General features: G+C 55.4%; 11 protein-coding genes and 1 riboswitch. Of the genes, 4 read left to right on the top strand and 7 right to left on the bottom strand.

Going from position 1 to position 13203, the window contains the following annotated elements; all coding sequences use genetic code 11:
- Positions 1-100: 100 nt before the first annotated feature.
- From GYRE_RS20430 to rlmA, 3 genes are all read left to right on the top strand, one after another.
- Positions 101-1033, top strand: coding sequence for a LysR family transcriptional regulator (locus tag GYRE_RS20430; protein WP_038257980.1), 933 nt, complete (start codon positions 101-103; stop codon positions 1031-1033).
- A gap of 137 nt (positions 1034-1170) precedes the next feature.
- Positions 1171-2919 (top strand): peptidoglycan glycosyltransferase FtsI, encoded by a 1749-nt coding sequence (ftsI, locus tag GYRE_RS20425; protein WP_006819667.1) that lies wholly within the window; start codon positions 1171-1173, stop codon positions 2917-2919.
- Between the two features lie 91 nt (positions 2920-3010).
- Entirely contained in the window at positions 3011-3808 is a 798-nt protein-coding gene (rlmA, locus tag GYRE_RS20420; RefSeq protein WP_038257946.1) for a 23S rRNA (guanine(745)-N(1))-methyltransferase, read from the top strand.
- Here rlmA and mntP read toward each other — a convergent pair.
- The 5 genes from mntP to manX form a co-directional block, all read right to left on the bottom strand.
- Positions 3805-4368, bottom strand: coding sequence for a manganese efflux pump MntP (gene mntP / locus GYRE_RS20415; RefSeq protein WP_038257943.1), 564 nt, complete (start codon positions 4366-4368; stop codon positions 3805-3807). The two genes, rlmA and mntP, sit on opposite strands and share 4 nt — an antisense overlap.
- Positions 4362-4549: riboswitch (yybP-ykoY riboswitch) on the bottom strand. (Overlaps the previous gene by 7 nt.)
- Positions 4550-4748: 199 nt before the next feature.
- Complete coding sequence (locus tag GYRE_RS20410) at positions 4749-5207, bottom strand: DUF986 family protein (protein ID WP_038257941.1); 459 nt, start codon at positions 5205-5207, stop codon at positions 4749-4751.
- A gap of 55 nt (positions 5208-5262) precedes the next feature.
- The gene (locus tag GYRE_RS20405) at positions 5263-6114 is read right to left on the bottom strand and encodes a PTS mannose transporter subunit IID (RefSeq protein WP_006819670.1); all 852 of its coding nucleotides are present in this window, start codon (positions 6112-6114) and stop codon (positions 5263-5265) included.
- Positions 6115-6126: 12 nt separating this feature from the next.
- The gene (gene manY, locus GYRE_RS20400) at positions 6127-6927 is read right to left on the bottom strand and encodes a PTS mannose transporter subunit IIC (RefSeq protein ID WP_006819671.1); all 801 of its coding nucleotides are present in this window, start codon (positions 6925-6927) and stop codon (positions 6127-6129) included.
- A 49-nt stretch (positions 6928-6976) separates the two neighbouring features.
- The gene (gene manX / locus GYRE_RS20395) at positions 6977-7939 is read right to left on the bottom strand and encodes a PTS mannose transporter subunit IIAB (protein WP_006819672.1); all 963 of its coding nucleotides are present in this window, start codon (positions 7937-7939) and stop codon (positions 6977-6979) included.
- 456 nt (positions 7940-8395) lie between these two features.
- On the opposite strand from manX, the gene yoaE reads away from it, so the two are divergent.
- Positions 8396-9967: a CNNM family cation transport protein YoaE gene (yoaE, locus tag GYRE_RS20385; protein ID WP_006819674.1), complete on the top strand. Its 1572-nt coding sequence runs from the start codon at positions 8396-8398 to the stop codon at positions 9965-9967.
- 13 nt (positions 9968-9980) lie between these two features.
- Here yoaE and GYRE_RS20380 read toward each other — a convergent pair whose 3' ends face one another.
- On the bottom strand, positions 9981-11582 hold the full coding sequence (locus GYRE_RS20380; RefSeq protein ID WP_038257978.1) for an EAL domain-containing protein: 1602 nt from the start codon (positions 11580-11582) through the stop codon (positions 9981-9983).
- 128 nt (positions 11583-11710) lie between these two features.
- On the bottom strand, positions 11711-13075 hold the full coding sequence (gene sdaA, locus GYRE_RS20375) for an L-serine ammonia-lyase (protein ID WP_038257936.1): 1365 nt from the start codon (positions 13073-13075) through the stop codon (positions 11711-11713).
- Positions 13076-13203: the final 128 nt, after the last annotated feature.

Here is a 13203-nt window from a genome sequence, read left to right as displayed (position 1 = left end):
CCTCAACAAAGTATGCGGCTATTTTTCTCCTGTCTCTTCTGGTGCGGTAGCGGGCACAGTGGTAAAAGAGTTATACGTATTGCGTATGGGCAATCTAATGATGAAGAGAAATGAGCGTATAGACAGGGTGGCGTTGATGCAGACGTTTATCCGCATAGTGGAAGCCGAATCGCTGTCGGCGGCAGCAGTGCAGCTGGAGACCACCCAGGCCACCATCAGTCGGCGTCTGCAGTCGCTGGAGTCTCTGCTTGGAACGAAGCTTATCCTGCGCACTACCCATGCGATGAAGCTGACCGACGACGGTGAGCGCTGCTATCAGCATGCCAAAAAGGTAACTGATGCCTGGCTGGAGCTGGAGGATTCTCTGCAGGTGGTGAAGGATGATCCGACCGGTGTGTTACGCGTGCGGGCGCCTCACGCCTTTGGCCAGTATCAGCTACTGGCACCGTTGACGGCGTTTCTCAGCCAGTATCCGCTGCTGTCCGTTGAGTGGATGTTGAATGACCAGAATGTGGATTTTCTCAGCGATAACATTGATTGTGCTATCCGCGTCGGGGTTGAAGTTGATCCGGCAACGGTCTCGGTGAAGCTTGCGGAAGTGCCGCGTACCGTGGTGGCCTCACCGGCGCTGCTGGCACAGTACCCGGAAGTCGGGACGCCGGAGCAGCTCAGCGCGCTTCCCTGGGTCGCCGTCAGTACCTTTTACCAGCATGAGGTGATGCTTAAACACCAGACGCTGGGAACAGAATGTACGGTGGCGATTTCACCCCGTTTAAGCACAGACAGCCTGTATGTTGCACGCAATACCGCATTGGCGGGGCTGGGGGTGACGCTGGTATCGAGCTGGACGGTGCAGGAAGACATCGCCGGGGGGCGCTTGATTGAGCTGCTACCAGACTGGCGAGCGACGGCGCTTCCGGTACACCTTGTCTATCCGTGGTCACGCTATTATCCGGCGCGCTTGCGGCGCTTTCTTGAACTGATGCGTGAAGTGATGCCGCAGATTTCCGGGATGCGAAGCCCGCAAGCGTAGTCAGCAGTGTCGAAGTATGACCAAAGCGCGTCGCCGACGCGCTTTGTTGCAAATAGACAAGGTTATTAGCATTCTTTCTCCCGCTTCTGGAACCCTTTTCCTGTTAAATCATCGCGTTGTTAGTCAATTCTGGAGCGATGGTGCCTAAAAAACGTGTCAAACTGCCCGCCAACTTCACGCCTGTCCGTTTTGGTCTGCTGTGCGTTGGGATCTTATGCTGTCTTACCCTGCTGCTGGTGCGCGTAGGCTGGCTACAGATTGTCGCCCCGGACAATCTGGTTAAACAGGAAGATATGCGCTCCATTCGTGAAGAGCCGCTGGAGGTGCCCCGTGGGATGATCTCCGATCGCGAAGGACGGCCGCTGGCGGTGAGCGTGCCGGTCAGCGCTATCTGGGTTGATCCACAGACGCTGTTGCAAAAAGGGGGCGTTGGCTTTGATTCACGCTGGCAGGGATTAGCCAGCGCGCTGCATCTTTCCTTAAGCGAGCTTGCGCAGCGGGTCGCCGCGCACCCCACTTCACGTTTTATGTATCTGGCGCGCCAGGTGGATCCTCAGCAGGCCGAATGGGTGGACAAGCTGCATCTGCCGGGCATCAACCTGCGGGATGAGTCCCGACGTTTTTATCCGGCAGGGCGCGTGGCGGCGAACCTGCTGGGCTTCACGAACATCGACGATCAGGGTATCGAAGGGGTGGAGAAAAGCTTTAATAGTCAGCTGATGGGTAAACCCGGCGTGCGTCTGGTGCGTAAAGACCGACACGGAAACGTCATTGAGAATATGACCGAAGTCGCGGCGGTTCCGGCGCATAACCTGATGCTCAGCATCGATGAACGCCTGCAGACGGTGACCGAGGACGCGCTGGATAACGCCGTGCGCTGGAATAAGGCGGAATCCGGTGCCGCGGTGCTGATTAAAATTGATACCGGAGAAGTGCTGTCGATGGCGAGCTACCCGGATTTCAACCCCAATAATCGCGACAACGCGACGCTGAACGATTTCCGTAACCGTGCTATCAGCGATACCTTCGAACCGGGCTCGACCGTGAAACCGCTGGTGATCATGACCGCGCTGAAAGAGGGGATTGTGCAACCGGACAGCGTGGTGGATACCCATCCGTTTATCCTTGACGGACACCGCATCCGCGACGTCGGATACTACCCGGAACTGACGCTCACCGGGATCCTGCAAAAATCAAGCGACACCGGCGTATCACGGCTGTCGCTTGCCATGCCGGTGCAAAAACTGCTGGATACCTACAAGGCGTTTGGTTTTGGCCAACCTACCGGGCTTGGCCTCACGGGGGAGAGCCAGGGGTTGCTGCCCGCACGCCGCTACTGGGCACAGCTCGACCGGGCAACCTTCGCCTTCGGTTACGGGCTGATGGTGACGCCGCTGCAGCTGGCGCACGTCTACGCGACCATCGGCGGTTTTGGTATCAAGAGGCCGCTGTCGATTACCCGTATAGATCCGCCGGTGGTGGGGGACAGAGTCATGCCGGAGGAGATTGCCCACGAGGTGGAGCATATGCTTGAGAGCGTCGCGTTACCCGGCGGTGGCGGGGTGAAAGCCGCCGTCCGTGATTACCGGGTGGCGGTGAAAACCGGTACCGCGAAGAAGATCGGCGACGACGGTAAATACGTTGATAAGTACATCGCCTACACCGCGGGCGTTGCACCGGCCAGCCGCCCGCAGTTTGCGCTGGTGGTGGTGATTAACGATCCGCAGAACGGTGATTACTACGGCGGTGCCGTTTCCGCGCCGGTATTCAGCCAGATAATGGGCGACGTGCTGCGCCTTGAGAACGTGCTACCGGACGGTATGCCCGCCGACTCAAACCATCTTATCGTGATGCATAATCAGGAACCTGCTTCACCGACGCTCTGACCTGGAGAAGGGCGAAGCCCGCGTATTGCACCTCGAAATCAGGCGGCAATAGCGGTAAACTTCGCCCTTCTTTGAATTCCCCGGAGTTGTCATGTCTTACAGTTGCCCCCTTTGCCACGCCCCGTTAACGCGTCGTGATAACAGTTATGTCTGCCCGCAGCGGCATCAGTTCGACATGGCAAAAGAGGGTTACGTCAATCTTCTCCCGGTGCAGCATAAGCGCTCCCGCGATCCGGGTGACAGCGCGGAGATGATGCAGGCGCGCAGAGCGTTTCTCGATGCCGGGCACTATCAGCCGCTGCGCGATGCGATTTGTCAGCATCTGGCGACTATTCCGGTGGAAACCTTGCTGGATATTGGCTGCGGAGAAGGGTACTACACGCAGGCCTTTGCGCAGCACGCGGCGCAAACCTGGGGGCTTGATGTCTCTAAATCTGCCGTGCGGGCAGGCGCAAAGCGTTACCCGCAGGTGAACTTCTGCGTGGCCTCGAGCCAGCGTTTACCGTTTGATGATGCTTCAATGGACGTGGTGGTGCGAATTTACGCCCCCTGTAATCCCGAGGAGCTGGCGCGCGTGGTCAGGCCGGGAGGCTGGGTCGTTACCGCCACGCCGGGCCCACGACATCTGATGGAGCTGAAAGGGCTTATCTACGATGAAGTACAGCTTCATGCGCCGCATTCGGAACAGTTGCCGGGCTTTGAGCTGCGCAAGCACGATGCGCTGGCGTATCCGATGACGTTACGTGGTGATGAAGCGGTGGCGCTGCTGCAGATGACGCCGTTTGCATGGCGGGCGAAACCCGCCGTGTGGGAGAGCCTGCAACAGCAGCAGGCATTTAGCTGCCAGACCGATTTCGCCGTCCATTTCTGGCAGCGCGCTCAGGATTAACCGGCGAAGTGGCTCCAGAGGATCTGCGAGCCAATACCAATCAGCACGATGCCGCCGAGGATTTCAGCCCGTTTGCCTAGCAGCGGGCCAATATAGCGGCCAACCATCATTCCGAGGGTAGACATAATCAGCGTCGCGCAGCCGATGGCAAGCGCGGTCATGATGATGTTGACCTGCAGGAACGCCAGACCGACACCCACCGCCATCGCATCAAGGCTGGTGGCAATTGCCGTCGTCACCAGTAGCCAGAAGCCGTGACGCGTCGGGGCTTCTTCTTCACCGCTATCGCCGCGCACGCCTTCTATAATCATTCGACCGCCGAGGAATACCAGCAGCACGAAGGCGATCCAGTGGTTCCACTCCAGCACAAACTGGCTTGCCAGCATACCCAGGCCCCAGCCGATAAGCGGCGTCAGCGTTTCAATCACGCCAAAAATAAGCCCGGTGCGCAGCGCTTCGGAGAATTTCGGTTTATGCAGGGAGGCGCCTTTACCAATTGATGCAGCGAATGCATCCATGGACATACCAAAGGCAAGCAGGATAGTGGCAGAGAGATTCATCAACGTGTCCAGACCGGGAAGTATCCATACGACGCACCACTGCCCCCAGTAAACAGCAGTCATGCGTCTATGGTCTCGCCTAATCATCTGCTGATGATCCGTACGCACCACGTTTTGCAACGAGTATGTTGACACGTACATTTCCGGGAAAGGAAATCGGCTACTCCCCAACGACGGGCGCAACCTTAACATATTTTTAGAATATAAAACAACATCGAGGAGTCGTTATTTTAACCACATAATTGATAACGATTTTCATTTGTCTTTGATAGTAAAGGAAAGGTTAATAAATAGGGAGAGAACAAGAAGTGAATATAGCAATGGCTATATTTTAAATGAGTCATTTACTCACGAAATATAGCCACTGCTATGTTTGTAACCTATTGAGTAGAAACCATAAGTTTATATATTTTCTCCAGATCGTCGATATTTCGCACACGTACCAGTAAGCGGCGTTGCTCTAATTGCATCACCAGCACGCCATCTTCCGATAAATTCATTTCTTTTATACGGCGATATTCTATCCAGACGTTGGAGAAGAAGAATCCGGTCGATTTAAACACAATCCGCGGGATGCGGATCCAGAAGATATACAGCCCCATTAATGCCAGAGCACAGAGTAACCACGTGGTTATTATTTCACCATGCTGGGTGATGTTGTTATAAATAAGAATGGCCACCAGACCGACAAAAATAATACCGTCGACCCGGCTACGGCGCAGCAGAGGGATGGCAAGCAGGGTAGTGCCGTTGCGTTGCGGCATGATGAACTGGTCGTAGATGGCAAAGGCCAGCAGCGCGACAATGAAGATAACCAGAATCCAGTCCGTGATTGTCATTACTCCTCCGGATAAAAAAACGGGGGCACAAAGGCCCCCGGTTGACAGCAACAGATTACAGACCCAGCAGGCCGACCGCGTAGCCGGCAATACCGATGACAAAGAAGCCAATGATAATCCACAGCGGGTTAACTTTCTTACGCAGCAGCCACATACAGGCGAAAGTCAGCAGCAGTGGCACCAGGCCCGGCATCAGCTGGTCAAGGATGGTCTGCACGGTGGTTACACGCGTCTGTCCATCCTGGCCGGTGATGGTCGAAACCACCAGCGGGATGTTAACGTGCGTCCACTTGTTCACCAGGGCTCCCATGACGAACAGGCCGAGAATCGACGCCCCCTCCGTCAGTTTCTGCAGGAAGCCGCCGCCCATATCCTTAACGATATCCACCCCTTTCTGGTAACCGTAGGAGATGCCGTAGTACAGCGTCAGCATACGAACCAGGTTAAAGAGAACGAAGAACAGCAACGGACCGAGCAGGCTGCCGCTCATCGCGATACCTGCGCCCAGTGCGGCGAATACCGGACGAACGGTACCCCAGAAAATCGGGTCACCCACGCCTGCCAGCGGCCCCATCAGACCAACTTTGATACCGTTGATGGCACCATCGTCGATCTCGGCACCGTTCGCACGTTGCTCTTCCATTGCCAGCGTCACGCCGAGTACCGGTGCGGCGACGTACGGATGGGTGTTGAAGAACTCGAGGTGACGTTTGATAGCCTGTTTGCGCGCGTCGTTGTTCTCCGGGTACAGACGGCGGATAGCCGGAACCATAGAGAAGCAGAAGCCCAGCGCCTGCATACGTTCGAAGTTCCATGAACCCTGGAACAGGTTAGAACGGAGGAACACGCCACGAATATCACTCTGTGTGAGTTTTTTCTCAGTGGTAGTTTTAGTCATATCAACCATGTTGCTCACCTGTTAGTCCAGTTCGTTATCGAGGTCGTTGTTACCAGCAGCCTGCGCTGGGGCACCCGCGACGCGGTTATATTTCGGGCTCAGCTGGATGTAGAGGATAGCCATTACTGCGCCAATCACGCCCAGTGCAACCAGGTTGAAGTTGGTGAATGCTGCAGTGACGAAGCCGAGGTAGAAGAACGGCATCAGGTAGCCCGCACGCATCATGTTGATGACCATTGCGTAACCAACCACGACGATCATGCCACCGGCGATGTTCAGACCGCTGGTTACCACTTCAGGGATAGCATTCAGCATGCCCTGAACTTCGCTGGTACCGACAGACACGGCCACGATAATTGCCGGGATAGCGATACGCATCGCCTGCAGGAACAGGGAAGAGACGTGGATCCAGGAAATTGCCGTCAGGTTGCCGCTTTCCGCCGCTTTATCTGCTGCGTGCTGGAAGGCAACGGTGATGGTACGAACGATGATGGTCAGCACCTGGCCCGCAGCGGCCAGTGGAATTGCCAGTGCGATACCGGCACCAATGCTCTGATGACCCGCGATAACCAGGATGGTTGAAATGATGGAGGCGAGCGCCGCATCCGGTGCTACTGCCGCACCGATGTTCATCCAGCCCAGGGCGATCATTTCCAGGGTACCACCGATGATGATACCGGTTTTCATATCGCCGAGAACCATACCAATCAACGTACAGGCGATCAGCGGACGGTGAAACTGAAATTCATCAAGTACGGATTCCATACCGGCAATACACGCGACGACGAACACCAGCACAATCTGAAGAGTGGTAATCTCCATTGTACTTCTCCTATAACAAAAGCCTTAAGTGTGAATAAGCAGCCAGGTGTTATTTCCCGACCTTGGCAATTAAATCCATCATTTTCAGTCGCTGATCGGTGGAAACTTTACGCGCTTCCAGCTCAATACCGCGGGCATTCAACTTGTTGAACGCTTCGATATCGGTCTCATCAACGGAAATGGCATTGTTCACCTGTGTTTTACCCTGACGGAAAGCCATCCCGCCGATGTTCACGGTCGTAATTTTGACGCCGCCTTCAACGATGCGCTCAACGTCAGTTGGGTTTGTGAACAACAGCATGACGCGCTCACCGGCGTATTTCGGGTTGTTGTAGACGCGGATCATCTTCGCCACATCAACCACGTGCGCCGTCACGCCAGGTGGGGCCACCTGGGTCAGCAGCGTTTTACGCACGGTATCCGCCGCCACTTCATCACTGACTACGATGATGCGGGTGACGTTGGTTTCTTTCGTCCAGCGGGTCGCAACCTGGCCATGGATCAGACGGTCATCGATACGTGCCAGACCAATGATCATGTAGTCATTCGGGCCCATTGGCTTCGCCGGGGCTGCCGCTTTCGGTGCGGCGGCAACTGGCGCTGCTTTTTCGACCGGTTTCGCTTTCAGCGCTTTAACGCCTTCGCGACCGGTTTCAACGGCAATCCCGACCAGTTCATCAAAGCTCGGGTTATCGTCGCGTGCCATCAGCGTCTCAACCAGCATAGGGATGTTGACGCCTGCAATGACTTCATACTGATCTTTATCAACCACAATGCGGCTTGCCGCATTGAAAGGGCTACCGCCCCAGGTGTCGACAAGGAACAGCACGCCTTTGGTCGTATCCAGTTTGGCGAGCTGAGCGTTGTACTTTTCAATCAACGTTTCAGCGTTTTCACCAGGAACGAAGTCGATCCAGCCGACGTTTTCCTGTTCGCCCAGCAACATTTCTGCTGTTTTCAGCAGCTGTTCTGCAGCCCAACCATGTGTGCCTATCACAATAGCAATCGTCACTTGCTACCTCCTGTTATTATCTATTTAATGCACCACTGCTGCTGATGCACCCTGAACCGTTGACTGTTACAGAATCGATTCAGACAAGGGTTAGAGAACCATAAACCTAAAACTTCCGTGAATTATTTTAGATAGCGAAAAAATAATTAATGTGATGAAGATCCGTAATTTAGTTATCCTGGTTAAGATTATTCCAATCACAAAAAATGATTTTTTTGCAAAGTGTAGTAAATTTTTGCGTTAAACCTCCTTTATTTGCTATGTTTACCCCCTGTTTAATGACACAGGAGTACAGGGTAAAGCCCACCATATGGACCGTCACCGACGTCAATTCACCTTCAGACAGCTTCCTGTCTGGCAAACCGGCCCGTCGTGCCACGCTGATTTTTCTCACTTTACTGTCACACCCGCACATGTCATCGGGATGAATGCCCGTGCCCTTCGCAGGAGTCATACATGGAATTTTTAATGGATCCGTCTATTTGGGCCGGATTGCTGACGCTTGTCGTTCTGGAAATTGTGCTGGGTATCGACAACCTGGTGTTCATCGCGATTCTGGCGGACAAACTGCCGCCGAAACAACGAGATAAAGCGCGCCTTATCGGCCTGTCGCTGGCGCTGGTTATGCGTCTGGGACTGCTTTCGGTCATCTCATGGATGGTGACCCTGACCACACCGTTGTTTACCGCCTGGGATTTCAGCTTCTCGGGGCGCGATCTGATCATGCTGCTCGGGGGCATATTCCTGTTGTTCAAAGCAACAACAGAACTGCACGAACGGCTTGAGAACCGCCAGCACGACGAAGGTCATGGGAAGGGCTATGCCAGCTTCTGGGTGGTGGTACTGCAGATTGTGGTACTGGATGCGGTGTTCTCCCTCGACGCGGTGATTACGGCGGTCGGGATGGTGAACCATCTGCCGGTAATGATGGCGGCGGTAGTGATTGCCATGGCGGTCATGCTGCTGGCGTCTAAACCGTTAACCCGCTTCGTGAACCAGCACCCGACCGTAGTGGTACTGTGTCTGAGCTTCCTGCTGATGATTGGCCTGAGCCTGGTGGCGGAAGGTTTTGGTTTCCATATTCCGAAAGGCTACCTGTACGCCGCGATTGGCTTCTCGATTATCATCGAGTTTTTCAACCAGGTGGCACGTCGCAACTTTGTGCGCCATCAGTCGACGCTGCCGCTGCGCGCCCGTACCGCAGACGCTATTCTGCGTCTGATGGGTGGACGTAAGCAGGCGACGGTTGCGCATACGGATAGCCCGACGGCGGCCATTCCGGTACCAGAAGGCGCGTTTGCCGAAGAAGAGCGCTACATGATTAACGGGGTGCTGACCCTGGCGTCACGCTCTTTACGTACTATCATGACCCCGCGTGGTGAAATCAGCTGGGTTGACGCCAGCCTGAGCGTCGATGAAATTCGCCAGCAGCTGCTCTCTTCACCGCATAGCCTGTTCCCGGTGTGCCGTGGTGAACTGGATGAAATCATCGGTATTGTGCGTGCAAAAGAGATGCTGGTCGCGCTGGAAGCGGGTGAAGATGTGGCCGTGATAGCGGCAGCTTCTCCGGCTATCGTGGTGCCAGAAACACTGGATCCAATCAACCTGCTTGGCGTGCTGCGTCGCGCGCGTGGCAGCTTCGTTATCGTCACCAACGAGTTTGGTGTGGTGCAGGGGCTGGTTACGCCGCTTGATGTTCTGGAAGCCATCGCCGGAGAATTCCCGGATGCCGACGAAACCCCGGAAATCGTTATCGACGGTGACGGTGAAACCGACGGCTGGCTGGTTAAAGGTACCACCGACGTTCACGCCCTGCAGCAGGCGCTGGGGCTCGACAGCCTGGTGGATGACGATGCTGATATCGCCACCGTGGCGGGTCTGGTTATCGCTGTTAACGGGCAGATCCCGCGCGTTGGCGACGAGCTCGAGATCCCACCGCTGCGCATAACTATCATTGAAGCCAATGATTACCGCGTGGATCTGGTCCGTATTGTTAAAGAGCGTCAGGAACACGACGAAGAGGAGTAATCCTCTACGGGTATCAATGCATCATCGGCATATGGGGCACCGGGTGCCCGCTATGCTGACGAGGGGGCGGCTGATTGCCCGCCAGCCACTGCGGAAAGTCGCGCAATGGCATCGGGCGGGCATACAGAAATCCCTGTAAAACATGAACGCCGTGCTGGCGCAGATACTGCGCCTGTTCCGGCGTCTCAACTCCCTCTGCAACCAGCTCAATGCCAAGGCGTTGCCCCAGCGCAATGATGATGTCCATCACCGTCGAGTTCACCGCATCGGTGCCGATGGCATGGGTAAAGGATTTGTCGATTTTCAGCACGTCCGGGCGCAGTTTCTCAAGCCAGGCAAACGAGCTGTTCCCGGTGCCAAAATCATCGATTGCGAGCTTAATATCTTTGCGATGCAGCTCTCTTACCAGCCGGTAGTCCACATCGTGCAGCGCATCACGCTCGGTCAGCTCCAGTACAAGCTGCTGCGGGGGATGAGCGCTGAACCAGTGCTTATTCAAATCACGCAGCAGGGCACCACCAACGAAGTGGCTGGAGGCAACGTTAAAACCGACGTGGAACTGCGGCGAGGCGGGGAAGACGTGTATCTGGCGCACGGTTTCGCTAATCACATAGCGGGTTAGCGAACTGATCAGATTGTGTTCTTCGGCCAGGGGAATAAACACATCCGGCGAGACCTGGCCCAGGCGCGGATTGTTCCAGCGCAGTAAAATCTCCACCCCGATACACTTCAGGTTGCCGGCGTTAAGCAGCGGCTGGCACCAGATATCGAACTCCCGCGAGGCTATCCCCATATTGATTTCCCACGAGAAGCTCATCCGGCTGGCCGTGACAAGCCAGGCGATCCCGGCGGCCAGCAGCCCGGCGATAAGCGCCAGCGGCAGCTGCGTGGGAAGGGTGCTTAGCGCCATTTCCGTCGTGCCAGGCCCGGTGATGTTTACGGTGAAAGGGAAACGGTGAGAGGCCAGACGGAAGATGCTCTCGTTGGCGTGCATCGGTAATTCATTGACCACGTCAGTGTGTTCGGAGAGGTGGCGATGGCCAACGGTGAGGCTCACGTCGTCAATAAGCGGCTTTTCTGGCTCCAGCATCAGAGCACTGAGCAGATCGATATTGATAGTAATGAGCACGCCGCTGGCGGGGTCCTTGTCCATCGGATACCAGCGCACCAGCAGCGGTCGACCGGTGGTCAGCGTTTTATCGGTGGTCAGCAACAGCTGAGGGGATTCGCTGGGGAGCTCTGGCAAGGTTTCACCGAGAACCAGGTTGCGCACACCCAGTACGCTTGAGCAGTAGAGTACACCAGACTGGACAAGGGCGATGGAGCGCACGGTCTGTAGCGCGGCAGCCTGCTTGCGCAACTCAAGGCTGACCGCGTCGCAGGAGAGGCCGACCAGCTGAAGCAATTCCGCACGCTGGTTCTCCAGTGGTAACAAGACCTTATCTAAGGTTTCGACGGCGTGAGTGGCAGCAGTCTGCAAACGCTGCTGATTTAGACTACGCTGTGAAATAAATCGCAGGCTCAGCGTAATAAAGACGGCCAGCAGCGCTATCGTCAGGCAAATGAAGATACGCTTGTGTCGGTACTGTTTAATGGCCTGTTGAGCAGTTTGCATCGCTGACGCCCACATTGAAGCCGTCGGTGAAGATACCAACAGCAACACAGCAAGTGTAGTGTGCTCAAGGGAATAAGTTGAGGATTGGGATGAAAAATCGCCCGTCTGTGTGACGGGCGAGGCGGGAGTTAATTACATTGTACCTTGATAGCCAGGCCACCACGGGAGGTTTCGCGGTATTTGGCGTTCATGTCTTTACCGGTCTCGTACATGGTCTCAATGACCTTATCGAGAGAAACACGCGGTTCGCTGGTGCGGCGCATCGCCATACGGGCGGCGTTGATAGCCTTCACCGAGGCAATTGCGTTACGCTCGATGCACGGTACCTGTACCTGGCCGGCAACCGGGTCACAGGTCAGCCCCAGGTTGTGTTCCATACCGATTTCTGCCGCGATGCAGACCTGCTCCGGGCTGGCACCCAGCAGCTCTGCCAGACCGGCCGCTGCCATTGAACAGGCTACACCCACTTCACCCTGGCAGCCCACTTCAGCACCAGAGATAGAGGCGTTCATCTTGTACAGCGCACCCACCGCACCAGAGGCCAGGAAGTAGCGAATATAGCTCTCAGGCGTGACCGGCTCGATAAAGTGATCGTAGTAGGCCAGAACCGCCGGAACGATGCCACAGGCGCCGTTCGTTGGTGCGGTTACCACGCGGCCACCGGCGGCGTTCTCTTCGTTGACCGCGAGGGCAAACATGTTCACCCAGTCAACCACGTTCATTGGGTCGCTGGAGAGCTTATCGCTGGAAACCAGCAGACGACGCAGCGCGGAGGCACGACGCGGAACGCGCAGCGGACCAGGCAGTATGCCTTCGGTGTTCATCCCGCGGTCAATACAGGCCCGCATGGTCTGCCAGACGTTAGCGAAATAGGCTTCAATCTCTTCTTTGCTGTGCAGCGCCAGCTCGTTCTGCATCACCATGCCGGAGAGGGAAAGTCCGGTCTCATGGCAAAAATTGAGCATCTCCTGCGCCGATTTGAACGCGTAAGGCACGTTGACGTCACCGGCAGCATCTTTACCGAAATGCTCTTCATCGACGATGAAACCACCGCCGATGGAGTAATAGGTTTTGCTGAAGATTTCGTTGTCGCCCGCGTAAGCATGAATGGTCATGCCATTTTCGTGCAACGGCAGGTTGTCGTTACGAAAACGCATACCGTCATCCTGCGGGAAATCGACTTCTTTGCGTCCGTGCGCCAGCAGCAGACGGCCACGGGTCTCTACGTCGCGGATAAATCCCGGTATGGCATCAATATCAACGGTATCCGGCATGTTGCCAGCCAGACCCATGATGATAGCGATGTCGGTATGGTGACCTTTACCGGTGAGGGACAAAGAGCCATAAACATCAACCGCTACGCGAGTGACGTCATCAATCAGCCCTTTTTCGACCAGCGAATCGACGAACTGCTTACCGGCCTTCATTGGCCCTACAGTATGGGAAGATGAGGGACCAATCCCCACCTTAAACATGTCGAATATACTAATCACAATAACACTCCTGACAGGGTTGCCAGACCTTCCGGCAACGATGTAATAACTGGGCATAGTGTAAGAGGGAACCGCAGTGTCAGCTTAACTATTCACATGAATTAAACTAATGCATAACCCCGATTTTA

The sequence above is a fragment of the Yokenella regensburgei ATCC 49455 genome (assembly GCF_000735455.1).
Taxonomy (GTDB): Bacteria; Pseudomonadota; Gammaproteobacteria; order Enterobacterales; family Enterobacteriaceae; genus Yokenella; species Yokenella regensburgei.
Note: the sequence above shows the minus strand (reverse complement) of the source record. Positions and strands in the feature narration are given on the sequence as shown.